The following is a 23,440-nucleotide window of genomic DNA, read 5'->3' as shown; positions in this document are numbered from 1 at the left end:
CGAGCGGAGTCGAGGGGCTCACCATCTCTCGTGAATCATCCCGAGCAAAGTCGAGGGACTCAGGGTCGTCCTGAGCAAGCGAAGCGCGTCGAAGGACGACTGAAAGGAGTCGAAGGATGAATATGCGATACTTTATTTTTATAATTTTTGTATTGATGATTACCGCAGGGCATGCCTATTCAGAAGAGATAGTAACGCTTGATTCACTCATTGATGAAGCGCTGAATAATAATCCAAAGATCCAGGCAGTGCATAGCGAGTGGAAGGCAGCTGAGTATAAGTCAAGATATGTAAGGGGGCTTCCTGATCCTACAGCTAGCTATGGATATTTTGGCGAGAGCGTTGAGACAAGGGTCGGCCCGCAGGAGCATAAGTACGGTGTTTCCCAGAAGATCCCGTTTCCTGGAAAATTAGGCCTTAAGGGAAAGGCCCAGGCCAAGCTTGCCAGCATATTGGAAGAAAAATACGAAGCTGCGAAGCGTGAGATCATAAAGGATGTAAAATTTTTGTATTATGATATTTTCTGGGTGGATAAGGCGATTAAAATAACAGAAGAGGAAAAGGCAATAATAGAGGGCCTGGAAAAGGTGGCGCAGCGCAAGTATGAATCAAATCTTACGCCCCAGCAGGATGTTATCAAGGCGCAGGTGGAGCTTTCAAAATTGATCGATAAGTTATTCCTTTTGAGGCAGAATAGAAAGAGCCTGGAGGCAAAGGCGAACAGACTCCTTAATAGGCCAAGGGGCGAAGAATTAGGCAAGACAGGTGATGTTGAATCAATGGAATTTACCTATGAACTTGACGAACTACACCGGATATCAGAGGAGTCCAGTCAGCAGCTACTCGCTGCGAAGTTAGATATAGAAAGGGCCAAATACGAAAGGTCTCTGGCAAGATTGGATTACCTCCCTGATTTTACATTTGGTGTTGACTATATCGAAGTAGGAAGCGGCAGCACCACACAGCCAAACGACGGAGACGATGCGTGGATGGGCAAAGTGGCAATAAGTGTCCCGATCTGGTTTGGCAAATTAAACGCCCAGGTTAAAGAGAAGAAAGCACTTTTAGAATCAAGCAAGAAAAATCACGAAGATGTGGAAAATGTCGTGGATTATGAGGTCGAGGATTTATATTTTAAGATCACCACCTATAAAGATATAGTCTCTCTTTATAAAACTGCCCTGGTGCCGCAGGCAGAGCAGGCTTATGATGCGGCAAGGACCAGCTATGAAACAGGTAAAGTAGATTTTTTGAACTGGCTCGATGCCGAGAGGGTACTTTTACAGACAAAATTGGCGCATTACAAGACAATAGTCGATTATCAGAAGTCAATTGCATATCTTGAACGAGTTGTTGGGAGGAGTTTATAATGAAAGGTAAAAGTATTTTTATAATATTATTTATTGCGATTTTTGCGATTACAGGCTGCAGCCAGGGCAAAACAAGCGATAAGCAAGATGCGAGCGACGGGATATTACATTACACCTGCGGCATGCACCCTAGCGTTAAAGTTTCTGTGGAGGAATATAACAAAGGTAACAAATCATGTCCTATATGTAATATGTATTTGACGCCTGTGTATAAAGATCAGGGACAAGGGACAAGGGACCCCATACGAAAATCAAAGATTTCATACGGGGCAGGCAAGGGACAAGACGAGGCGGATGCGTATTATGGTTGTGGCATGGAAGGGGCAGAGCACGTGTTTCTTATGAAGGACATAGAGGGTATGTCTACTTGTCCCATATGCGGGATGGATCTGATTGAATTATCAAAAGAAGAGGCAGAAGAGTTAAAAGGCGTTGTTAGTAAGGTTAAAATAAAAGGCGAGCAAATACAGCTGGCCGGTGTTAGAACTGAACCGGCAAAGAAACTCCATCTCTATAAAGAGATCCGCACAGTAGGCAGAGTTGCCTATGACCCGGGACTCGCGATTGCCCAGGAGGAATTTATCGCGGCCCTAAAGGTCTCTGATAAGATACAGCAAGGGAATATTGAGGAGATAAATGAGAGGGCATTGAATCTGGTTGAGTCTTCAAAGAGAAAATTGAGACTATTGGGCTTGAGCGAAGACCAGATTAATGAATTAGAAGAAAAAAGAGAGGTCGAGACCAGTCTAATTTTACCAGAAGAGAAGATGTGGATTTATGGCGATGTCTACGAATATGAGCTGGGTTGGGCAAAGGTAGATGGAGAAGTAAAGGTCACTACGTCCAGTCTACCCGGCGAGGAATTTCATGGAGTTATAGCCTCTATAAATCCTGTGCTTGATCCAAAGACGCGCTCTTTAAGATTTAGGGCTGAAGTGGAGAATCCAGGCCTGCATCTTAAGCCAGAGATGTACGTGGATGTCGTGATCATGAGCATGTATATGGGGCCTGATGGAGAGTACGAAGTCCTGGCAATACCAAAGGATGCGGTGCTGGATACAGGCGTGCGTAAAATTGTCTGGATTAATCAGGGTAATGATGCATATGAAGGAAGGATTATCAAGATAGGGCCAGAATCCACTTCTGCTATTGATGGAGTAGAATCTAAATTCTATCCTGTCTTGAGCGGCCTGAAAGAAGGCGAGATGGTTGTAACAAAGGCAAATTTTCTTATTGATTCCCAGAGCCAGCTTTCAGGCGTGGCAGCAGTAGCGTATGGCGGGGCAGTGGGTGTCGAGGAGAAAAAGAATCCAGCAGGGCACCAGCATTAATTAAGTAGGTCACACAATAGCAGCTTATAGCAGCTGTAGGGCACACTTTAGTGTGCCAAAAGGTATATCATGATAAATAAAATTATCGAAATTTGTCTTAAAAATAGATTCCTGGTCATAGCGACGTTTGCGCTTTTGATTTTCTGGGGATTTTCTTCAATGAAGGAGATCCCTATAGATGCAATACCTGATATAGGCGAACTTCAGGTTATTGTCTATGCTGATTGGCCGGGGAGAAGCCCCAGAGATGTAGAAGACCAGGTCATATATCCGTTGACAACAGGACTGATGGGCACGCCGAAAGTAAAGGTGGTGCGTTCGACATCTGCGTTCGGATTTGGCCTTGTGAATATGATCTTCAAAGAGGGGACAGATTATTATTGGGCAAGGACCAGGGTCCTGGAAAGGCTGGATTTTGCAAAAAGAGATATTCCTGGTGACGCAAAAATTACCTTGGGCCCGGACGCAACTGCATTAGGGCAGATCTTTTGGTATACAGTCGAGGGCGATGGCTATGATCTGGCAGAGCTTCGTTCGATTCAGGATTGGTACGTGCGTTATCAGTTGACCGCGGTTGAAGGCGTATCAGAAGTCGCATCAGTTGGCGGATATGTAAAGCAGTATCAGATCGATATAGACCCGAATAAACTTTTAGCGCATGATATAAAAATCCACGAAGTCATAACCTCTGTCCAGAAGTCCAATATAGATGTAGGGGCAAAGGTATTTGAAGAAGGGGGCATAGAGTTCATTGTCCGCGGTGTTGGTTTTATAAAAAATGTCTCTGATATAGAGAACATTGTCGTAGATGTTAAAGAAGGTACCCCGATATATATAAAGAATATCGCGAATGTGACAATAGGTCCTGAATTCCGTAGAGGTGCTTTGGATAAAGAAGGAAAAGAAGTTACAGGCGGCGTTATTTTAATGAGGTATGGGGAAAACCCCCTTAAAGTGATAGAGAATATTAAGAAAAAAATAGATGAACTCTCAGTAGGCCTTCCTAAAGGAGTAAAGATAGTCCCCTTTTATGATAGAACAGGCCTTATCATGCGGGCTATCAATACATTAAAAAGTGCCCTGATGCAGGAGATGATAATCACAGTTTTTGTAATTCTTGTATTCTTGCTGCATTTTGGGGGAAGCGCTGTTATATCCATGGTATTGCCGATAGGCGTGCTTCTTTCCTTTATATTAATGCGCCAGTATGGCGTGGATGCGAATATCATGTCTTTGGGCGGTATTGCAATAGCCATAGGCGTGATGGTGGATTCTGGCTGTGTGCTGGTAGAAAATATTTATAGAAGATTGGCTACGAGGCTCAAAGAATTGGGCGTGGAGCGGCTTGCGCCTGATGAAAGGCTGAACGTCTGCATATCCGGAGCGCAAGAAGTTGGAAAGCCAGTGCTGTTTGCCCTTCTCACGACTATCGTAGGGTTTATCCCTGTTTTTGTTTTGACAGGACAGGCAGGCAAGCTCTTTACGCCGCTCGCATTTACAAAGACATTTGCCATGGGAGCTGCTGCTGTGATCGCCCTGATGCTTTTACCAACACTTTGCTATTATTTTTTAAGGGGCAGATTGCGGCCTGTTGAAGAAAACAGGACAGCCCGGGCCTTGTATAAAGGATATAACCCGATCATCCGTTGGTCCCTTAAGCATAAAGGAATAGTAATTCTCATTTCTATTGCAGTTATACTGATAGGTTTATTATGCGGCTCTATGATGGGTCAGGAATTTATGCCTCCTTTGAACGAGGGGGATCTTCTATTCATGCCTGTATTTTTACCTGGCGCGTCTCTGACGCAGGTAATGGAGGTTATGAAAAAACAGGATATTATTATAAAAAATGAATTTCCAGAGGTCAAGTGGGTAGTAGGTAAGTTAGGCCGCGCAGAAACTGCAACAGATCCCGCGCCTGTAAGCATGATCGAAAGTATCATCCATCTTAAGGACAAGAAATTCTGGCGTAAAGGCATGACCAGAGAGAAACTCATTCAGGAGATCCAGGAAAAGACCAGGATGCCTGGGGTAAGCCCTATAATGACACAGCCAATACGCAATAGAATAGATATGCTGGCCACAGGTATACAGACACCAGTGGGTATCAAAGTCTTTGGAACTGATCTGGGAAAGATAGTTGAGATCGCAGTTAAGATAGAAGATATAGTAAGTGGGGTAGAAGGCGCAGTGAGTCCGTATGCCGAACGCACATCAAATAGGCCGTATTTTGAGATAGACATAGACAGAGAAAAGGCCGCTCGTTTTGGCGTAAAAATAGGAGATATACAGCATATAATAATGACAGCAATAGGCGGCATGAATCTGACTACCACGGTCGAAGGAAGAGAGAGGTATCCGGTAAGGATAAGATACCTGAGGGAATTAAGAGATTCGCCGGAAGCGCTGGAAAGGATTTTTATCCCCACGCCGGCTGGCGAGCACATACCTTTGACACAGGTTGCGACTTTAAAAAGGGTGCCTGGCCCGGCAGTTATCAATTCAGAGGACACTCAGACTTACGCAAGGGTCTTTGTAAATGTCAATCAGGACAAAATCGGGTTGATAGATTTTGTAAATGAGGCTCAAGCGGCAGTAAAAGAAAGAATAGATAACGGAGATTTGAAACTGCCTCAGGGATATTTTATTTCCTGGTCAGGCCAGTTCGAGTCAGAGATGGAGTCGAGAAAGAAGCTCATACCATCGCTTATCATCGCTCTGGCCGTTATACTGATGTTGCTTTACGTGGCGTTTAAGAATTTTAGCAGTTTACTGATACTCTCCACAGGCATACCTGTTTCTCTCATGGGCGGTATTATTTTATTATTCATCCTGGGATTTAAATTTTCTACTGCTGTGTGGGTTGGATTCATTGCGCTATTTGGTGTAGCAACTGATAATGCTGTGGTACTGCTTTCAACCCTGGATGATTTGTTTAAAAAAAAGGTTCCAAAGACCATAGAAGATATCCGAAAAACTGTTATTGAAGGCGGGCTCTTAAGGGTAAGGCCGGCAATGATGACTGCTACGACTACGATCATCGCTCTGATCCCTGTAATGCTTTCAACAGGTACAGGTTCTGAGATCATGAAACCAATGGCATCCCCGACAGTCGGGGGCCTGGTTACAGCAACACTTTCTAATCTGATTCTTGTGCCAGTCTTATACTGCTGGATTAAGGAAGCCCAGCTTAGGAAAACTAAGAAAGGAGATAACATATGAAAAAACTCATAACGTTATTAGTGGTAGTGTTTGTGTTCTTTGTATCATCTAGCCTTGCGTTTGCAGGTTGTGGCGCGTGTGGCGCAGGATCTGCAAAATCCGGCGAAACAGGAGAAGCGATCAATACTCTTTGCCCTGTTATGGAAGGTGAAGTCAGCAAAGACACGCAGTATAAAACAGAATACAATGGAAAGACAATAGGATTCTGCTGCCCTGGCTGCATAGAGACTTTCAACAGCGACCCAGAAAAATACATGGCAAACATCAAGAAAGAATGCATGATCAAATGCCCTGAATGCGGCGTTGACATCAATGTTTTAGAAGTATGCAAAAAAGCCGGCATGAGCGCTTGCTGTTTTTAATATTGACAGTAAGTAGTATCTATGTTTTAATTTAGTTAACAACGGGGAGGTCGTGAGCGGCCTGAGAGTTCTGCTAGACCCCATTCCAAATTCTAATCGATAATCTATTGATTGTTTGTAACTAATTGCGGGCAATTCTTGTAGATTATTTGATGATATTGAAGAATTTGGAACGGGGCAAGGCGGATTACCCGATGAACCTGAACTGGATAATGCCAGCGTAGGGAAAAAGATTTGTAAAAACCCTATGTATTAGCATAGGGTTTTTTATTTATTAGGAGGAATTGATGGACATCTATAGTATTTTGCAGAAAGTTAGGACGGAGAAGCCTTTGGTGCATCATCTTACGAATTGGGTCACGATTTATGATTGTGCTAACATCGTGAAGGTGTTTGGCGCTGCGCCTGTAATGGCTCATGCTGCGGAAGAGGTCGAGGATATGGCGTCTCTGGCGTCAGCGCTTGTGCTTAATATAGGTACATTGACACCTGAATTTATTGAATCAATGAAAAAGGCCGCGAAATCAGCGAATAAAAAAGGTATACCCGTTACACTGGATGTATGCGGCGCAGGCGCTACGAAATTAAGGGATGAAAAGTGTTTTGAGCTTCTGGATTGTGCAAGGATTGATATTATAAAAGGCAATGCCTCAGAGGTTGCCAGGATCGCAGGCGAAGAGGTCCAGACAAAGGGTGTAGATTCGAGTGAAGTTGAGAAAGATCTAATAGAGCTGGCAAAACATCTTGCAGCAAAAAGAAATGCCACAGTGGTTATAACAGGAAAAGAAGATATAGTAGCTACTAAAGATAAGCACATTATTGTAAAAAATGGCTGCGATATGATGGCGCATGTGGTAGGTACAGGATGCATGGCAGCGTCAGTCATAGGCGCGTTTAGTGCTGTTGAAAAAGATCTGGCTAAAGCGAGCGCAGCAGGCCTTGCGTGTTATGAGATCGCAGCAGAGCTTGCATACAAGGATAGCGCCGGCCCAGGCACATTTAAGGTAAAGCTATTCGATCATATTTATAATCTGGACAAAGAAAAAATAGAAAAACTAAAGAGGGTAGAATGATAAAAGGTTATTATTTTGTAACAGATGCTGGTCTTAGTAAGAATGGTAACCGGAGTGATGTGAAAAGCGCTATTGAGGCTGGAGTGAGTGTTGTTCAATATAGAAGCAAAACGAGCAAGATGGAGTTTTTGCTTGAGGAAATAAAGACGCTTAAGAACATATGCGAGGGAAAGGCATTATTTATTATAAATGACATAGTGGGTGCTGCTCTATCAGTGGATGCAGATGGTGTGCATGTAGGCCAGGGCGATATGCCATACGAGACTGCTCGTAAGCTCTTGGGCAAGACAAAGACAATAGGCGTAACAGTGCATGATCTAAAAGAGGCAGTGCTGGCAGAGAAAAAAGGCGCTGACTATTTAGGCGTAAGTCCGATATTTTCAACCACGACAAAACATGATGCAGGCGCGCCTTGCGGTATTGAGCTCATAAAGGAGATAAAAAAGAACTGCACTGTACCTGTTACAGCAATAGGTGGCATTACCCTCGACAATGTAAAAGAGGTCGTGGATGCTGGAGCAGACGCAGTATGCGCGATTTCAGCAGTCCTGACAAAGGATGATGTAAAGAAGGAAATAGAGAAATTCCAGGCTCTATTTAACTAGGAAGGGGGAAAGCATGTTTCATCCTGTGACTGAAGCGAAGATTAGTAAAGCTATCGTAAGGGAATTTAGCAAATGGCTCGAGGATTATATTATTTCAGATGTAATTATCGTAGGTGGCGGGCCAAGTGGACTTACAGCAGCAATGGATTTGGCAAAAGATGGTATTAAGACTTTAGTTATCGAGGCAAACAATTATCTAGGTGGCGGTTTTTGGCTCGGCGGATATCTTATGAATACAGTGACTTTTCGTAGCCCATCAGATGAGATTCTGGATGAGCTGAAGATACCTTATAAAGAGGTTGAAAAGGGATTGGTTGTAGCTGATGGCCCGAATGCATGCGCAAAGCTTATCTCAGCTGCATGTGATGCAGGTGCAAAGATCCTGAACATGACAAAATTTGATGATGCAGTGATACGAAATAACAAGATGGAAGGTGTTGTCATAAACTGGACAGCAATATCATCTCTTCCAAAACAAATTACCTGTGTTGACCCTATTTCTCTGGAATCTAAGATTGTGATCGATGCTACTGGTCATGATGCATGGGTGTGCAGAAGCCTGGAGAAGCGGGGTATTCTTAAGATAAAGGAATGCGGGCCAATGGATGCGAATACTTCTGAGGATTTGGTCGTTGAAAAAACAGGCGAGATCTATCCAGGGCTGCTTGTAACTGGAATGGCTGTCTCAGCTGTATACGGGATCCCGCGCATGGGCCCAACCTTCGGCGGCATGTTGGTTTCAGGGAAGAAGGTAGCCCAGTTAGCCAAAGAAAGAATAGTCGGCATAAGCAAAGATTCGCTTCAACCAGTGTCGATTAACTGAAGACAACAATACAAGAGGAAGTAGGCCAGGTTTAAACCTGGCCTACTTCCTCTTCCGCGGGAATATTACATCCCAAGTAGGATTTTGCTTGGGATTCTTTGTTTTTAGGTGTATAATAAAGAAAAGAAAGGGGGAATTATGAGGAAGGTATTGTTAGTTTTAGTGTGTCTCAGTCTTTTGGTGCCGAGTGTGTATGCAGAGCATGGGAAGATGAAAGGCTGTCATGGTGACCTTAGTGGGAAATTCTATAAAAAGGCCATGATGATTATCAAGAACCAGGAGGAGTTAGGTCTTACAGATGAGCAGGTAGAAAAGATAAAAGACCTGAAGATCAGCACCAAGAAGGATTTGATCAGGAAAAAGGCTGAGATCGACATACTTGCGCTTGATATAAAGGCAAGCATGTGGGAGGATACGATCGATCTGAACGCAGTAAACGTTCTTATCGACAAGAAATACGAGATTAAGAAAGAAAAAGCAAAAGCCCTGGTAGCAGCATGCGCAGTGCTTAAAAGCACCCTTACTGCAGATCAGAAGAAGAAAATGAAGTCTCTTTGCAGCAAAGGCAAGATGGGCAAGACTGGCATGATGGGCAAGAAATAAGTGAATAGAAGAAACACGCTCTTTTTGATAATAGCGGGCTTCCTGATAAGTTACTACTTTCCAGTAGAGAGTCTTCCTTTCAGGGGCCCGCTTTTTGAGTCTTTGGCCCTTGTAAAATGGTACGCCAGGGAACATGTCTTGTTGTGCCTTGCGCCTGTATTATTATGAAAATAGAGATATTAGGAATGGGTTGCCAGAGATGTAATATGCTTTATAACAATGCGCAAGAGGCCGCTAAAAGAAAAGGCGTTGAAATCGAGATAATCAAAGTAGAGGACATGGATAAAATAACCGACTATGGCGTTATGATGACTCCCGCGATAGTCATCGACGGCAAGGTAAAGGCATCAGGGAAGATATCCTCCCCTGAGGAGATAATTAAATGGATTTCTTAAAACGCGTTATACCTGTTTTTACAATAGCGCTTTTTCTTTTTATAGCATCATTCAGCGTTATGGCTGCAGAAGAGCCTGATTCTTCTCCCGGAGATCACATAATAGCCTATTATTTCCATAGTAGTTTTCGCTGCTCTAACTGCCACAAGATAGAAAAATACACCAAAGAATCCCTTGATAAGTATTTTGTGAAAGAGTTTGACTCAGGAGAACTGGTGTATAAAATTATAAATGTTGATGAAAAAGAAAACTCCCATTTTATCGAGGATTACGGGCTTTACACAAAATCAGTGGTACTTTCTTTCATAAGAGACGGCAAGGAACTGGAGTATAAAAACCTTCCAAAGGTCTGGGAATATCTGGACAATAAAGATAAATTTTATAAATATATCAAAAAAGAAGTAAATGGTTTTTTAAGCGAGCTGTAGTTTAGATAAAAATGATCATAGTATTGTTTTCAGCATTCTGGTTCGGCATCCTTACCTCAATAAGCCCCTGTCCATTAGCGACCAATATTGCCGCTGTGTCGTTTTTATCCAAACAGGCATCAGATCCAAAGTTTGTATTGCGGGCAGGACTCGCGTATACATTTGGCCGCATGTTCGCTTATTTTGTTTTAGGAAGCATTATCATCACATCCCTGGTTAATATCCCTTCTCTTGCCAATTTCCTGCAGAGATATATGAATAAAATATTGGGCCCTCTCTTGATCCTCGTAGGGCTGTTTTTGCTGGATGTCATCAGGTTTAGCGTGCCTAATATTTCTATTTCTCAGGAAAAACAGAAATATCTGGCGCAGTCGGGTATGAGAGGCGCGTTTTTACTTGGTGTTATTTTCGCGCTGTCATTTTGTCCGCTCTCCGCGGCGTTATTTTTTGGCAGTTTGATCCCGCTATCACTGAGTCATAAATATGGGATTATCCTTCCTTTTCTATACGGCATTGGCACAGGCTTACCGGTTGTTTTTTTCGCCGTGATCATCGCATTAGGGGTCAAATCGTTCTTGCGATGGTTCGAGCGTTTTTCAAAGCTCGAGTTATATGCGAGGAAGGCGACAGGGTCGATATTTATAGCTGTAGGTTGTTATTATATATGGAGTTATCTTTTAAAATTTTAGAAACAAGAAGGGTTTAAGGTTTTTATATGCCAGGCAAGAGACTTAATTTTATCGGCCACCTGGAAGAATTGAGACGTACGATCATGAAATCAGTTATTTTTATGATTGTCGCGTCTATATTTGTCTATACCTTTACAGATAAGATTTTCTCGCATTTAGTCAGGCCCCTGGACGGTACGCTTGTATTTATTGCGCCACAGGAGGCGTTTATTACCAATATAAAGATCGCGCTTTTTGGAGGGCTGTATTTTTCCTCGCCATTTATACTCTATCAGGTCTGGGATTTTATATCAGCAGGCTTAAAAAAGAGGGAAAGAAGATACGCCTCTTTATATGTATTTTTTTCATTTATATTTTTTGTAATAGGCAGCTACTTCGGGTATTTTTTGATTGTGCCCATAGGGATAAAGTTTCTTATGAGTTTTGGCACAGTAAATGTTATCCCTATGATAAGCGTAGGCAAGTATGTGTCTTTTGTATGCATGCTTACGCTGGTATTTGGCCTGGTCTTTCAGCTTCCTTTAATAATACTGTTACTTACAAAGACAGGTATTGTAAAACCACAGACCCTGGCAAAGAACAGGAAGTATGCTATCTTGATAATCTTTATAATAGGCGCAATTCTTACCCCACCTGATGTAATCACGCAATGCCTTATGGCTATACCTTTAATAGTGCTTTATGAGCTGAGCATCTTCCTTTCAAAGATTTCTTCAAAAAAGGCTTGACAAAATTAGATAATAATACTATATTAGTATCATTATGAATTTCATTGCAAGAGATACAGATTATGCGATACGGGCCCTAGTGTTCATGGCACGCTCATCTAAGAGTGACATTATAACAGTGGATGAGATTGTCAAAGAGGAGCGTCTGCCTGAGAGATTTTTAAGGAGAATACTTCAGGAGCTGGCAAGGAAAAAGGTGCTTCGCTCTCACAAGGGGAAAAGAGGCGGATTTTCTTTTCAAAAATCCCCAAGTAAAATACGACTGATAGATTTGATTGAAATCTTTCAAGGAAAACTGGATTTTACGAACTGCCTTTTAAAAGGCAAGATCTGTCCGAATGTAAAGAAGTGCGTCCTTAGAAAAAAATTAAAAGGCATTTGTCTCTTAGTAAAGCAAGAATTAGAAAAGATTACAATAGCATCTCTATTAAAGGAGTAAGATCATGGCAAAAAGGAAAATCGTAAAAATAGACGAAGAAAAATGCACGGGCTGCGGACTTTGTATCCCTAATTGCGCAGAAGGCGCGCTTCAGATAATAGATGGAAAGGCAAAGCTCGTGAAAGAGATCTACTGCGATGGTCTGGGCGCGTGTCTTGGGCATTGTCCTGAAGATGCTATAACTATAGAGGAAAGAGAGTCAGCTGGTTTTGATGAGAAGGCTACAAAGAAGCATTTGGAGGAGCTTGAGAAGCGCGAGAAGAAAGAATTACCCTGTGGTTGTCCTGGAACAGCAGTGAAAACGCTTAGTAAGGGACAAGGGACCCCATACGAAAATCAAAGATTTCGTACGGGGCAGGCAAGGGACAAGAGACAAGGGAGGGTCAAGAGCGAGCCTGAATTAGGAAATTGGCCTATACAGCTCATGCTTGTGCCTGTGGAAGCGCCTTATTTAAAGGAAGCGGATCTGGTTATAGCTGCGGATTGTGTGGCGTTTTCATATCCTGATTTTCACCAGGATTTCCTGAGGGACAAGGTGCTTCTTATTGGTTGTCCGAAGCTTGATGCGGCTACTATATATGAAGAAAAACTGGCAGAACTTTTTAAATTGAATAATATCAAAAGCATCACGGTTCTTCACATGGAGGTACCGTGTTGTTTTGGCTTGATTCAGATCGTCAAAGAGGCCTTGCGACTATCTGGCAAAAAGATTCCTTTAGAGAAAGTGATTGTGGGGATCAAAGGCGATATAAAGGAGGCATAGCGTGAGTTTTTTTGACGGATGCCCGGGTTCTAAAAGAATCAAAGAGCCTTTTCCTGAGAATATAAAATGCAAGTGCGGAAAAGAGGTAGAGATCTGGTCAGATGAAGCGGATACTACTTGTCCGCATTGCAAAAAAAAGGTCTCAAGAGATATGCCGCAATCATGCCTTGACTGGTGCAGCATGGCAAAAGATTGTATAGGCCCAGAGAAGTATAAAAAATATAAAAAACGAAAACAAAAGGAGGGCTAATATGTTTTGCTATCAATGTGAACAAACAGCAGGCGGAAGCGGATGTACAAAGATGGGCGTGTGTGGAAAGAATGAGGATATACAGAGTCTTCAGGATATATTGCTTTTTGGCCTCAAGGGCATAGCAGCTTACGCGTATCACGCAAGGGAATTAGGCGCAAAAGACGGGACTGTTGATGCATTCATGCACGAGGCATTGTTTAAGACAGTGACGAACGTGAGCTTTGATTTGAACCAGTATCTTGAGATGGTTCTGAAGTGCGGAGAAATAAATCTTAAGGTGATGGAACTTCTCGATAAGGCGCACACAGATAGATTTGGAAATCCCGTGCCTACAGAGGTTGAGACAGGGACAAAAAAGGGCCCCGGTATACTTATTACAGGTCATGACCTTTTGGATCTTTATGAGCTTTTAAAACAAACACAAGGAACCGGGATCAATGTCTATACTCACAGCGAAATGCTTCCTGCACATGGCTACCCTGAATTAAAGAAATTCACGCACCTGGTCGGTAATTTTGGCAGCGCATGGCAGGACCAGAAAAAAGAATTCAAGGAATTTCCAGGAGCGATTCTGGCTACTACGAATTGTGTGTTGATCCCGCCCAAAGATACTTATCAGGACAGGCTCTTTACTATAGGTATTACTGGAGTCACTGGCGCTAATCATATAAAAGACAGAAAAGACTTCAGTAAGTTAATAGAAAAAGCAAAGTCTTTACCCGCACTACCTGAGGCGCCTGGTAAAAAGATCATGACTGGTTTTCACCACACAGCAGTGCTTGGTCTGGCAGAAAAGATAGTAGGAGCTGTCAAATCTGGGAAGATAAAACATTTCTTTTTAATCGGCGGATGCGATGGAGCAAAACCAGGACGCAACTATTACACAGAATTTGCTGAATCAGTACCTAAGGATTCTGTAATCCTTACTCTGGCGTGCGGAAAATATCGTTTTAATAAACTAGATTTTGGAGACATAGACGGTATCCCACGACTCCTGGACGTAGGTCAGTGTAATAATGCCTATTCTGCAGTACAGATAGTAGCTGCATTAGCAAAGGCATTTAATACTGATGTAAATGGCTTGCCATTGACGCTGGTGCTTTCCTGGTTTGAGCAAAAAGCAGTTGCAATACTTTTATCTTTATTGTATCTTGGTATAAAAGGTATGTATATTGGGCCAACACCCCCTGCCTTTATTTCCAAGAATGTATTTGAGGTGCTTCAGAAAAATTTTGATCTAAAATTGATTGGCGAACCCCAGAAAGATTTAAAGGAGGCATTAGAGAGATATGGATCCAAATGTTCTGCATAATATTGGCTATGGCATGTACATCGTTGCTTCAAATAAAGGCGATTCTTTAAATGGTCAGATCGCGAATGCTGTCATTCAGATAACAAGTGACCCTGTAACTGTTGCAGTAAGCATTAATAAGCAGAATCTGACGCATGAATTTATAGAAAAAAGCAGCAGATTCAGCGTCTCTATATTGTCAGAAGATACACCGCTTAATTTCATAGGCAAGTTTGGTTTTGCCTCAGGTAGGAAAGAAGATAAGTTTAAGGGGATCAAGTCTAAAAGGCTTTCTTCTGGATGTCCAGTAGTTGTGGATTATTCACTTGGCTATTTTGATGCAAAAGTAGTAAATAAGCTTGATTGTGGCACGCATACGCTTTTTTTAGGAGAGATGTTAGAATCTGAGATTTTGAAAACAGGTACTCCTATGACATATGCTTATTATCACCAGGTAAAACGCGGCACAACACCAAAGACAGCGCCTACCTTTATTAAAGGAGAAGGCATGGCTACAGGAGGTATCAAGATGCAGAAATATCGATGTGAAGTCTGTAATTATATCTATGATCCAGCAGCAGGTGATCCAGATAACGGAGTCCAGCCAGGCACGCCATTTGAAAAGTTACCAGATAACTGGGTCTGCCCAATCTGCGGCGCCACCAAAGACCAATTCGTAAAGGAAGGATGAGATTGGAGATTAAAAAAGGCATATATTGGGTCGGGGCGATTGATTGGGATCTAAGGAATTTTCATGGTTATCTCACGCAGCGTGGATCTACCTATAATGCCTATCTCATAATAGATGAAAAGATAGTGCTCGTGGACACTGTTAAACACTATCTTTTTGACGAGATGCTTGAGAGAATTAAGAAGATAGTTGATCCAGCAAAAATAGATTATATTATTTCAAATCACACTGAGATGGATCACTCTGGTGGATTACCAAGGATGATGGAAATAGCAAAAAATGCAACGCTTGTGTGCTCTCCTAATGGCGCAAAGGGGCTAAAAAGGCACTTTAAGAAGGATTGGGATTTTAAGGTAGTTAATTCAGGCGATTCTATTAATATAGGTAAGAGAAATCTGAAATTCGTATGTGTGCCAATGGTGCATTGGCCTGACTCAATGGTGACCTATGTTTCTGAAGAGAAGCTGCTTTTGTCTAATGATGCATTTGGCCAGCATATTGCATCAGATGAGCGTTTTGTCGACGAGCTTAAGTGGGATATTATTAAAGAAGAAGCAGCAAAGTATTATGCAAATATCGTACTTCCATATGGCCAGCAGGTACAAAAGGCATTAGAGGTTGTTGGTTCACTCGATATAGATATGATAGCGCCGAGCCATGGATTGATCTGGCGCAAAAAACTAAAGAATATCATAGATTTTTATAAAAAATGGTCTACTAATACATGCGATAAAAAAGCAGTCATTGTCTATGATACAATGTGGCATAGTACTGAAAAAATGGCGCATACAATCGAAAATGCATTTAAAGAAAAAGGCATAAATTGTACAATGAAAAGCCTTCTTACAGATCATATCTCTGATATAATGGCCGAGGTCTTAGAGGCGAAGTATATATGCGTTGGTTCACCTACTCTGAATAATGGTATAATGCCTACTGTTTCAGCTTTTTTGACTTATATGAAAGGCCTTGCGCCAAAAAATAGGGTTGGCTTTGCCTTTGGCTCATATGGCTGGGGAGGTCAGAGCATTGGCGAGATAGAAAAGATTTTTGAGGCGTGTAAATTCGAGCAGCCTTTAAAGGGTTTGAAGATACAGTACATTCCAGATGATAAAGAATTAGAGGAATTAAAACAAAAGATAAGGGAGGCACTATGAAGTTAAAAGGATCAAAGACAGAAAAAAATCTCCTGGCATCGTTCGCAGGGGAGTCGCAGGCAAGAAATCGGTACACCTATTTTGCGAGTGTTGCAAAAAAGGCAGGATACGAACAGATAGCATCAATATTTTTAGAAACAGCTGAAAACGAGAAAGAACATGCAAAGAGGTTTTTTAAGCTGCTTCAGGGCGGAGAAGTGGAGATCCAGGCATCATATCCAGCAGGAGTAATAGGTGATACTAGCCAGAACCTCGAAGCCTCAGCGGCTGGTGAAAATATGGAGTGGACAAAGCTCTACAAGGACGCGGAAAAGACAGCGCGCGAAGAAGGTTTTAACGAGATAGCGGATCAGTTCAAAGAGATAGCAGAGGTCGAGGAAGAGCATGAGAAAAGATATAGAAAACTACTGAAAAATATAAAAGATGGGACTGTATTTAAGAAAGAAAGAATAGTAAAATGGAAATGCCGAAATTGCGGCTATGTGCATGAGGGCAAAGAGGCGCCTAAGGAATGTCCTGCATGCGCTCATCCACAAGCGCATTACGAACTGCTCTGCGAGAATTACTGATGAAAGTTTTAGGTGTTAACGGAAGTCCCAGAACAGGCGGTAATACAGATATCCTTTTAGACAAGGTTCTTGAAGGTGCCAGGAGCAAGGGCGCCCTGACAGAGAAGATCATTCTTAATGAACTAAAATTTTCTCCGTGCCAGGAATGCGAAACGATCAAGGATGATGGCGGCTGTGTTCTTGAAGATGATATGCAGAGGCTTTATGATAATATCAGAACCACGGATGTCCTGATCATTGCCTCGCCGATATTTTTTGGCAGCCTGACCGCGCAGACAAAGATGATGATAGACCGTTTCCAGTGCGCATGGAAGGCAAAATTTGTATTAAAAAAAGATATTGGATATAAAAGAATAAAGGGCGCCTTTATTTCTGTTGAGGGCTCAGACAGGAAAGACTTTTTTGACAATGCGAAGTCAATAGTCAGGAATTTATTCGCTATTATTAATATAGATTACAAGGCAGAACTTTTCTGTTCAAAGATAGACGACAAAGGTGACATGCAGAAACACACTGACTGTTTGGAAAAGGCATTCAAGTTAGGCATAAAAATGGTTTCTTAAATATGAGGAGGGCAGGAGATGGCAAATCTTTTTTCAGGTCCTGAAGTTGTAGAAATTGGAATACAGATAGAAAAGAATGGCAAGGCCTTTTACGATGGTGTAGTAAAAATATCAAAAAGTCAAAAGGCAAAAGAGATCTTTGAATTTCTTGGAGGCGAAGAGGATAAGCACATAAAGAGATTCGAAAATCTACTTGCTCAGGTCAAGAAATACGAACCATCTGAGGCATATCCAGGTGAATATTTTGCTTATCTCAGGGCGCTCTCAGAAGGATATGTATTTACAAAGGCAAATAAAGGCGCTGAAATAGCCAAGGGCATTAAGAGCGAGAAGGACGCAGTGGATGCAGGCATTGGATTTGAAAAAGACTCGATCCTTTTTTATCATGAGATGAAAAAGTTTGCCTTAGAGGGCGAACAAAAGATCATCGAAAAGCTCCTCGAAGAAGAACAGTCGCATCTCAGGAAATTGATAGAATTAAGGGGGCTTTATGAGTAAAAGCGTAAAGGTATATTCGACATCCACCTGCCCTTATTGTCACAGGGCAAAGGATTTTCTTAAAGAGAAGAATATAGCATTCGAGGATATAGATGTAGGTGCTGATCCTGATGCAGGTAAGAAGATGATGGATAAATCAGGACAGGTGGGCGTGCCTGTCCTTGATATTGACGGCCAGATAATAGTAGGTTTTGATAAAGAAGCGATATCTAAGGCGCTCGATATATGAAAAGTCTTTTGGACAGTTATAAAAAGAAAAAAATAGATATACGAAACAGGTTGCAGGAGTTTCAGCATGTCTATAAAAGAGGCGATAAGGATATATTCGCTGAGCTCTGTTTCTGTATATTGACACCACAGGCAAAGGCAGTTATTTGCGATCAGGCTATAAAGAGACTACAGAGACACGATTTACTTTTTAAAGGCTCCCAGGGAGACGTGAGGCGCTGTTTAAAAGGTGTGCGCTTTCCTAATAATAAGGCGCGGTATTTAGTCGAGGCAAGAAAATGTTCAGATTTAAAGGCCATGATTGACACAAAAGACCTTATCAGGGCCAGGGATTGGCTCGTTAAAAACATCAAAGGCCTTGGCTATAAAGAGGCAAGTCATTTTTTAAGAAACATAGGATTTGGCCAGGACCTGGCTATACTCGACAGGCATATACTTAAGAATCTGAAAAGATACGGGATTATAAAGAAAATACCAGAGTCATTGACTAAAAAAGAATACATAAAAATAGAAAACAAGATGAGAGAGTTTTTTCAACAATTGAATATTCCACTGGATGAAATAGACCTTTTGTTCTGGTCTACGGAGACAGGGATTATATTCAAATAAACCAAGGGAGGGATAGTATGGATATTATAGTTAGATATATGCTAAGACCTGTAGCTCACTGCAAAGAGGGCTGCTGTATTAGCTCCCGGGCATGAGCTAAAACTGCTTAACCCGTTCCACCTACGAGGTGGAACGGGTTAATTTACTTGCTAAGTTTTGACCTATCTGTTAAAATTACTCCATATGAAAAAGTCTGTAAAGTACTATATAGACGCCAATAACGAATTTATCATAGAAAACTATAACCAGGCAGGGAATTTCTCTAGTTTCTTACCAGGCATAGCAGGACTATTTGGAAAGCCTATGTGGGCGTTCTATGTCAATAGGGCCCAGTGTATGTGCAGTTTTGGCATTAAGAGTAAAGACAGCCCTATCATGGAATTTCTGCCCGCGAATAGGGCCTACCAGCTTGTATCTTCGCAAGGCTTCCGCACATTTATAAAAATAAAGGCTAAAAAAGGGACTATCCTGTATGAACCATTTTGCGTGAACTCTAATGCGATTCAAAAGATGTTCATTAGCTCTCACGAGCTCAGGCTTAAGGAAGTCAATCACGAGCTCGGCATTGAAGTAGAAGTAGATTATTTTACTATACCAGGCGAGTCTTTTGCCGGCCTTGCAAGGGTAGTTACATTAAAGAATATATCAAAAAAAGATTTGAAAATGGAGATATTGGACGGCGCGCCTCTTTTTATACCTTATGGCGTGAATAATTTCTTTCTTCAAAAGATGAGGCGTACTGTTGAGGCATGGATGCTTGTGGAAAATATAGCAAAGGGCGCGCCGTTTTATAGGTTAAAGGTAGATCCTAGTGACATATCTGAGACATCTTTTATAAGCGAGGGAAATTTTTACCTGAGCTCCTTATCTAAATACGGGAAAAAGGCAGAATGCCTGCCTGTCTTTGTTGATCCGAAATTGATTTTCGGAGAGATCAATGATTTTTCGCATCCCATACATTTTGTAAATGAGCCAGGGTTCAAAGTGCCTGATTCGCAGAGAAGTCAGAATAAACTTCCATGCGCTATGTCTCTTGCATCATCCAAGCTTAAAAAAGGAGGGAGTGTAACGCTTTATTCCTTGATGGGCCACATGGGCTCAAAAGAAAAACTGAATTCAATGATATCGCGATTAACCGACAGGAAATTTTTTATAGATAAGAGAGAAGAAAATAAGACAATTGTACAAAAACTTCAGGACGATGTCTTCACATCTTCAGCTGAGAAAAAGTATGATCTTTACTGTAAACAGACATTTCTTGATAATGTCATGCGCGGCGGCTATCCAGTAAATTTCGGAGATCAATCGCCCACCTTTTATGTATATTCCAGAAAGCATGGCGACCTGGAAAGGGATTACAATAGATTTTATGTAGATCCCACATATTTCTCGCAGGGCAATGGTAATTTCAGAGACATAAATCAGAATCGCAGAAATGACGTGTTCTTTAATCCTGATGTAGGTGATTCAAATATATTGAATTTTTACAATCTGCAGCAACTGGATGGCTTTAACCCCTTAGTCCTGCACGGAGTAAAATTCAGGGTCAAGAATAACGTATTATTAAGAGATGCCTTTAAAGGAAAAGTAGATCTAAACGCTATAAGAAAGATAGAGTATATCCTGCAGAATGATTTTTCCCCTGGAGAGCTTTTCATGACCATTGAAAAGGCCGGCATTAAATTAAAGAGGCCATGGCATGAATTCCTGGGCGAACTTTTAAGGAATTGCGATGCAAAATACGAAGCCACGCACAGCGAGGGTTTCTGGATAGACCATTGGACGTACAATCTTGATTTAGTAGAGAGCTTTTTATCAATATATCCAGAGAAGCTAAAAGAGATCCTGCTGGATAAAAAAGAGTTTACCTTCTACGATAATAGCCATTGTGTAAAGCCTGTCTCTGAAAAATGTCTTTTAGTTGGATTGGGTAAGGTCAGGCAGTATCATTCCTTGAGGCATGATTCTAAGAAGAAACATCTGATAAAAAAACGACATGATGACGCGTATGTAATGCGTTCATCCAGAGGAACAGGAAAGATATATAAGACCACGCTCCTTATCAAGATGTTATGCATTATAGCAAATAAGATAGCGTCTATAGGGCCTTGCGGCAGGGGTATTGAGATGGAGGCAGATAAGCCAGGCTGGTGCGATTCAATGAATGGCCTGCCAGGATTATTCGGGACATCTACGCCTGAGGTCTTTGAGTTAAAGAGACAGATTGTTTTTATATTAGAAGCGCTTAAAGAGCTAAATCTAAACCCTGCAGTGAAGATTAGGCTTGCAGGGGAAATACAAGATTTTATAACAAAGCTGGAATCGCTCATCAAGACATCCAAGGCTAAAAAAGATTTTTATTATTGGAATAAGGCTAATTTATTAAAGGAAAAGTACAGGGAAAAGGTCAAGCTTGGTCTTAGTGGTACTGAAAATACACTTAGCATTGCAGAGCTGGAAAGGATATTGAAAATATTTCTTTCAAAAATAGACTCTGTTATTAAAAAGACATATATCCCGTCCAAAAAGGTTTATGCAACTTACTTTGCAAACGAGGTGTCTAAATTCAAAAATCTGAATAAACGAGATCCAAAAACAGAACTTCCTCTTGTAGAGCCTACAGCGTTTAAGACTAGCAAGATACCTTTATTTTTAGAGGGAAACGTGCGGGCCATGAGGATTGAAAAGGATATAAAGAAGAAAAAGGCGCTGTATAGTGCATTGAAAAAAACAGGCCTATACGACAAGAAGCTCAAGATGTATAAGATCAATGAATCCCTTGAGGGTATTTCAAAGGAGGTGGGCCGCTCCAGTGTATTTACGCCTGGGTGGCTTGAGAATGAATCTATATGGCTGCACATGGAGTACAAATATCTTTTAGAGATCCTGCGAGCAGGCCTTTATAAAGAATTCTTTGAGGAATTCAATAACCTTCTTATACCATTTCAGGACCCAGAGGTCTATGGAAGGAGTGTGTTTGAGAATTCATCTTTTATAGTATCTAGCGCATTTCCAGACAAGAAGCTGCACGGCAAGGGCTTTGTGGCAAGGCTCAGTGGTTCAACCGCAGAGATGATGACTATATGGCTGTTGATGAATGTAGGGGAGAAGCCATTTTTTCTTAATAACAAAGGAGAACTTTGCCTGAAGTTCAGCCCAGTATTACCAGGATGGCTTTTTACTCAAAAGGCCAAGAATGGATTTCCGAAGAATAGTTTTACATTTAAGTTTTTAGGTAAGACCACAGTCACTTATCATAATCCTCGAAGGAAAAATACAGCTGGTGCAAATTCAGTAAAGACGCGTTTTCTTGTCATTAAATATGATAGCGGCAAAAAGGTAGAGGTAAAAAAAGACATCATAGAGGCGCCTTACTCAAAAGACATAAGAGACAGAAAAGTAAAGAGGATAGATATTTACCTTGGATAATGCATTGATTCCTTTATACATTACAGCAGCTTCGATCGGTTTTATTCATACGCTTTTTGGCCCTGACCATTATCTCCCGTTTATTGTAATGAGTAAGGCCCGAAAGTGGTCTTTGTTAAAGACAAGCGTAATAACGTTTTTATGCGGGCTTGGCCATGTGATGAGCTCTGTTGTTCTTGGGGCTATAGGAATTATTTTTGGCATCGCGGTCATGAGATTAGAGGTATTTGAGGGTTTTCGTGGAAACCTCGCAGGCTGGGCCTTGATGGCGTTTGGGTTTACGTATCTGGTCTGGGGGATACACAGGGCAATAAAAAATAGGCCTCACAAACATTTACACCTTCATTCAGATTCTATAAACCATTCGCATGATCACTCTCACATGAAGGAACATGCCCATGTTCACGGAGAGAAAAAGGCAAATATTACACCATGGGTCCTTTTTACAATATTTGTACTTGGCCCATGCGAGCCACTAATACCCATCCTCATGTATCCTGCAGCAAAAAGCAGTATCGCAGGTATCATTACTGTAGCCGCGATATTCAGCAGCGTAACTATCGCTACGATGCTTGGTATGGTCTTGATCTTGTCCTTTGGGATAAATCTGATTCCATTGAGGCGGGTCGAGCGCTACACCCACGCCATAGCCGGCGCCACCATCCTACTCTGCGGCATCGCCATCCAACTGGGGTTGTAGGGTTACCCCCTACCATTTATTTTAACACCATCTAGACTAGTAGGACTTGCGAGAAAAATGTCTTTTTGAGCTCACAGGCTAGGGCCATTCGGCACTGGAGAGATTTTGCCGTCCGCTACGGTTTACAGCTCGCAAATTTGACGGAATTCCCTCGCCCCTGCGGGGCTCGGTCAGTTCCGTCATTTGCTTGCCCCGTTCCAAATCTTTGATTTGGAACGGGGCTCGCTGTAAATCCTTGCGGACTTTTGCCAAAATCTTCCTAATGTGCCGAATGGCCCCAGCCTGTGAGCTCAAAAAGACACCGTGCTTGCCCCGTTCCAAATTCTTAAATATCATCAAATGATCAATCAGAGTTGCCCGCAATCAGTTACAAACAATAAATTGATTATCGACTAGAATTTGGAACGGGGCAAGCACGGTCCAACGATGCCTCCAAAAGCACTAGTCTGGGTGGTGCAAAAGTCTAAGTTGCTTAAAACTACCCCAAAAAACCCTGTAATACCAAAGTGATAATGTCCTATTTAGGCAAAGTTAAAATGTCCTAAATGAAAGTGCTATAATGTACTCTTTAAAAAGGAGGCATTATGGCAGAAAGGGATATTATCACAATGGGCCAGCAAG

General features: G+C 41.8%; 25 protein-coding genes and 1 riboswitch. All 25 genes read left to right on the top strand.

Features of this window, described 5'->3' with window-relative positions; genetic code table 11:
- Positions 1-122: 122 nt before the first annotated feature.
- The 25 genes from P9L93_01250 to P9L93_01130 all read left to right on the top strand — a co-directional run bounded on the left by P9L93_01250 (position 123) and on the right by P9L93_01130 (position 22,819).
- Positions 123-1,370 (top strand): TolC family protein, encoded by a 1,248-nt coding sequence (locus P9L93_01250; protein MDP8229711.1) that lies wholly within the window; start codon positions 123-125, stop codon positions 1,368-1,370.
- The gene (locus P9L93_01245) at positions 1,370-2,701 is read left to right on the top strand and encodes an efflux RND transporter periplasmic adaptor subunit (protein MDP8229710.1); all 1,332 of its coding nucleotides are present in this window, start codon (positions 1,370-1,372) and stop codon (positions 2,699-2,701) included. The genes P9L93_01250 and P9L93_01245 overlap by 1 nt, the downstream gene beginning before the upstream one ends.
- Positions 2,702-2,770: 69 nt before the next feature.
- Positions 2,771-5,923 (top strand): CusA/CzcA family heavy metal efflux RND transporter, encoded by a 3,153-nt coding sequence (locus P9L93_01240; protein MDP8229709.1) that lies wholly within the window; start codon positions 2,771-2,773, stop codon positions 5,921-5,923.
- Positions 5,920-6,285: a YHS domain-containing protein gene (locus P9L93_01235; protein ID MDP8229708.1), complete on the top strand. Its 366-nt coding sequence runs from the start codon at positions 5,920-5,922 to the stop codon at positions 6,283-6,285. The genes P9L93_01240 and P9L93_01235 overlap by 4 nt, the downstream gene beginning before the upstream one ends.
- A 32-nt stretch (positions 6,286-6,317) precedes the next feature.
- Positions 6,318-6,529, top strand: a riboswitch (TPP riboswitch).
- Between the two features lie 49 nt (positions 6,530-6,578).
- Positions 6,579-7,358, top strand: coding sequence for a hydroxyethylthiazole kinase (thiM, locus tag P9L93_01230; GenBank protein MDP8229707.1), 780 nt, complete (start codon positions 6,579-6,581; stop codon positions 7,356-7,358).
- Positions 7,355-7,963, top strand: coding sequence for a thiamine phosphate synthase (gene thiE / locus P9L93_01225; GenBank protein MDP8229706.1), 609 nt, complete (start codon positions 7,355-7,357; stop codon positions 7,961-7,963). The genes thiM and thiE overlap by 4 nt, the downstream gene beginning before the upstream one ends.
- A gap of 13 nt (positions 7,964-7,976) precedes the next feature.
- Positions 7,977-8,786: a sulfide-dependent adenosine diphosphate thiazole synthase gene (locus P9L93_01220; protein ID MDP8229705.1), complete on the top strand. Its 810-nt coding sequence runs from the start codon at positions 7,977-7,979 to the stop codon at positions 8,784-8,786.
- A gap of 138 nt (positions 8,787-8,924) precedes the next feature.
- Entirely contained in the window at positions 8,925-9,389 is a 465-nt protein-coding gene (locus P9L93_01215; GenBank protein ID MDP8229704.1) for a Spy/CpxP family protein refolding chaperone, read from the top strand.
- 164 nt (positions 9,390-9,553) lie between these two features.
- Positions 9,554-9,784 carry a thioredoxin family protein gene (locus P9L93_01210; GenBank protein MDP8229703.1) on the top strand — a complete coding sequence of 77 codons (231 nt, stop codon included), beginning with the start codon at positions 9,554-9,556 and terminating at the stop codon, positions 9,782-9,784.
- Positions 9,772-10,212 (top strand): nitrophenyl compound nitroreductase subunit ArsF family protein, encoded by a 441-nt coding sequence (locus P9L93_01205; GenBank protein MDP8229702.1) that lies wholly within the window; start codon positions 9,772-9,774, stop codon positions 10,210-10,212. Before P9L93_01210 ends, P9L93_01205 begins: the two co-directional genes overlap by 13 nt.
- A gap of 11 nt (positions 10,213-10,223) precedes the next feature.
- Positions 10,224-10,901 carry an aromatic aminobenezylarsenical efflux permease ArsG family transporter gene (locus P9L93_01200; GenBank protein ID MDP8229701.1) on the top strand — a complete coding sequence of 226 codons (678 nt, stop codon included), beginning with the start codon at positions 10,224-10,226 and terminating at the stop codon, positions 10,899-10,901.
- Positions 10,902-10,927: 26 nt separating this feature from the next.
- Positions 10,928-11,629, top strand: a complete 702-nt coding sequence (tatC, locus tag P9L93_01195) for a twin-arginine translocase subunit TatC (GenBank protein MDP8229700.1) — start codon at positions 10,928-10,930, stop codon at positions 11,627-11,629.
- A gap of 34 nt (positions 11,630-11,663) precedes the next feature.
- Positions 11,664-12,068: an Rrf2 family transcriptional regulator gene (locus P9L93_01190; protein ID MDP8229699.1), complete on the top strand. Its 405-nt coding sequence runs from the start codon at positions 11,664-11,666 to the stop codon at positions 12,066-12,068.
- A gap of 4 nt (positions 12,069-12,072) precedes the next feature.
- Positions 12,073-12,831 (top strand): 4Fe-4S binding protein, encoded by a 759-nt coding sequence (locus P9L93_01185; protein MDP8229698.1) that lies wholly within the window; start codon positions 12,073-12,075, stop codon positions 12,829-12,831.
- A gap of 1 nt (position 12,832) precedes the next feature.
- The gene (locus tag P9L93_01180) at positions 12,833-13,081 is read left to right on the top strand and encodes a phosphohydrolase (protein MDP8229697.1); all 249 of its coding nucleotides are present in this window, start codon (positions 12,833-12,835) and stop codon (positions 13,079-13,081) included.
- Position 13,082: 1 nt separating this feature from the next.
- The gene (hcp, locus tag P9L93_01175; GenBank protein ID MDP8229696.1) at positions 13,083-14,396 is read left to right on the top strand and encodes a hydroxylamine reductase; all 1,314 of its coding nucleotides are present in this window, start codon (positions 13,083-13,085) and stop codon (positions 14,394-14,396) included.
- The gene (locus P9L93_01170; protein ID MDP8229695.1) at positions 14,374-15,066 is read left to right on the top strand and encodes a rubredoxin; all 693 of its coding nucleotides are present in this window, start codon (positions 14,374-14,376) and stop codon (positions 15,064-15,066) included. The genes hcp and P9L93_01170 overlap by 23 nt, the downstream gene beginning before the upstream one ends.
- On the top strand, positions 15,063-16,223 hold the full coding sequence (locus P9L93_01165) for an FprA family A-type flavoprotein (protein MDP8229694.1): 1,161 nt from the start codon (positions 15,063-15,065) through the stop codon (positions 16,221-16,223). Before P9L93_01170 ends, P9L93_01165 begins: the two co-directional genes overlap by 4 nt.
- The gene (locus tag P9L93_01160) at positions 16,220-16,792 is read left to right on the top strand and encodes a rubrerythrin family protein (protein MDP8229693.1); all 573 of its coding nucleotides are present in this window, start codon (positions 16,220-16,222) and stop codon (positions 16,790-16,792) included. Before P9L93_01165 ends, P9L93_01160 begins: the two co-directional genes overlap by 4 nt.
- On the top strand, positions 16,792-17,355 hold the full coding sequence (locus P9L93_01155) for a flavodoxin family protein (GenBank protein ID MDP8229692.1): 564 nt from the start codon (positions 16,792-16,794) through the stop codon (positions 17,353-17,355). The genes P9L93_01160 and P9L93_01155 overlap by 1 nt, the downstream gene beginning before the upstream one ends.
- Before the next feature lie 18 nt (positions 17,356-17,373).
- Positions 17,374-17,853 (top strand): ferritin family protein, encoded by a 480-nt coding sequence (locus P9L93_01150; GenBank protein MDP8229691.1) that lies wholly within the window; start codon positions 17,374-17,376, stop codon positions 17,851-17,853.
- Complete coding sequence (locus tag P9L93_01145) at positions 17,846-18,082, top strand: glutaredoxin domain-containing protein (GenBank protein MDP8229690.1); 237 nt, start codon at positions 17,846-17,848, stop codon at positions 18,080-18,082. Before P9L93_01150 ends, P9L93_01145 begins: the two co-directional genes overlap by 8 nt.
- Complete coding sequence (locus P9L93_01140) at positions 18,079-18,690, top strand: N-glycosylase/DNA lyase (GenBank protein ID MDP8229689.1); 612 nt, start codon at positions 18,079-18,081, stop codon at positions 18,688-18,690. The genes P9L93_01145 and P9L93_01140 overlap by 4 nt, the downstream gene beginning before the upstream one ends.
- A 183-nt stretch (positions 18,691-18,873) precedes the next feature.
- Positions 18,874-22,119 carry a cellobiose phosphorylase gene (locus tag P9L93_01135; protein MDP8229688.1) on the top strand — a complete coding sequence of 1,082 codons (3,246 nt, stop codon included), beginning with the start codon at positions 18,874-18,876 and terminating at the stop codon, positions 22,117-22,119.
- A complete protein-coding gene (locus tag P9L93_01130) occupies positions 22,112-22,819 on the top strand; it encodes a sulfite exporter TauE/SafE family protein (protein MDP8229687.1) in 708 nt (235 codons plus the stop codon). Before P9L93_01135 ends, P9L93_01130 begins: the two co-directional genes overlap by 8 nt.
- Positions 22,820-23,440 lie beyond the last annotated feature (621 nt).

Origin of the sequence: Candidatus Gorgyraea atricola, from assembly GCA_030765235.1 — a bacterium.
GTDB classification, from domain to species: domain Bacteria; phylum Omnitrophota; class Gorgyraeia; order Gorgyraeales; family Gorgyraeaceae; genus Gorgyraea; species Gorgyraea atricola.
This window is presented reverse-complemented; position numbering and strand designations above follow the sequence as displayed.

Coding starts and splice junctions, on each gene's coding strand:
- P9L93_01250 (MDP8229711.1), top strand. CDS start 123: ATGCGATACTTTATTTTTATAATTTTTGTATTGATGATTACCGCAGGG.
- P9L93_01245 (MDP8229710.1), top strand. CDS start 1,370: ATGAAAGGTAAAAGTATTTTTATAATATTATTTATTGCGATTTTTGCG.
- P9L93_01240 (MDP8229709.1), top strand. CDS start 2,771: ATGATAAATAAAATTATCGAAATTTGTCTTAAAAATAGATTCCTGGTC.
- P9L93_01235 (MDP8229708.1), top strand. CDS start 5,920: ATGAAAAAACTCATAACGTTATTAGTGGTAGTGTTTGTGTTCTTTGTA.
- thiE (MDP8229706.1), top strand. CDS start 7,355: ATGATAAAAGGTTATTATTTTGTAACAGATGCTGGTCTTAGTAAGAAT.
- P9L93_01220 (MDP8229705.1), top strand. CDS start 7,977: ATGTTTCATCCTGTGACTGAAGCGAAGATTAGTAAAGCTATCGTAAGG.
- P9L93_01215 (MDP8229704.1), top strand. CDS start 8,925: ATGAGGAAGGTATTGTTAGTTTTAGTGTGTCTCAGTCTTTTGGTGCCG.
- P9L93_01210 (MDP8229703.1), top strand. CDS start 9,554: ATGAAAATAGAGATATTAGGAATGGGTTGCCAGAGATGTAATATGCTT.
- P9L93_01205 (MDP8229702.1), top strand. CDS start 9,772: ATGGATTTCTTAAAACGCGTTATACCTGTTTTTACAATAGCGCTTTTT.
- P9L93_01200 (MDP8229701.1), top strand. CDS start 10,224: ATGATCATAGTATTGTTTTCAGCATTCTGGTTCGGCATCCTTACCTCA.
- tatC (MDP8229700.1), top strand. CDS start 10,928: ATGCCAGGCAAGAGACTTAATTTTATCGGCCACCTGGAAGAATTGAGA.
- P9L93_01190 (MDP8229699.1), top strand. CDS start 11,664: ATGAATTTCATTGCAAGAGATACAGATTATGCGATACGGGCCCTAGTG.
- P9L93_01185 (MDP8229698.1), top strand. CDS start 12,073: ATGGCAAAAAGGAAAATCGTAAAAATAGACGAAGAAAAATGCACGGGC.
- hcp (MDP8229696.1), top strand. CDS start 13,083: ATGTTTTGCTATCAATGTGAACAAACAGCAGGCGGAAGCGGATGTACA.
- P9L93_01170 (MDP8229695.1), top strand. CDS start 14,374: ATGGATCCAAATGTTCTGCATAATATTGGCTATGGCATGTACATCGTT.
- P9L93_01165 (MDP8229694.1), top strand. CDS start 15,063: ATGAGATTGGAGATTAAAAAAGGCATATATTGGGTCGGGGCGATTGAT.
- P9L93_01160 (MDP8229693.1), top strand. CDS start 16,220: ATGAAGTTAAAAGGATCAAAGACAGAAAAAAATCTCCTGGCATCGTTC.
- P9L93_01155 (MDP8229692.1), top strand. CDS start 16,792: ATGAAAGTTTTAGGTGTTAACGGAAGTCCCAGAACAGGCGGTAATACA.
- P9L93_01150 (MDP8229691.1), top strand. CDS start 17,374: ATGGCAAATCTTTTTTCAGGTCCTGAAGTTGTAGAAATTGGAATACAG.
- P9L93_01145 (MDP8229690.1), top strand. CDS start 17,846: ATGAGTAAAAGCGTAAAGGTATATTCGACATCCACCTGCCCTTATTGT.
- P9L93_01140 (MDP8229689.1), top strand. CDS start 18,079: ATGAAAAGTCTTTTGGACAGTTATAAAAAGAAAAAAATAGATATACGA.
- P9L93_01135 (MDP8229688.1), top strand. CDS start 18,874: ATGAAAAAGTCTGTAAAGTACTATATAGACGCCAATAACGAATTTATC.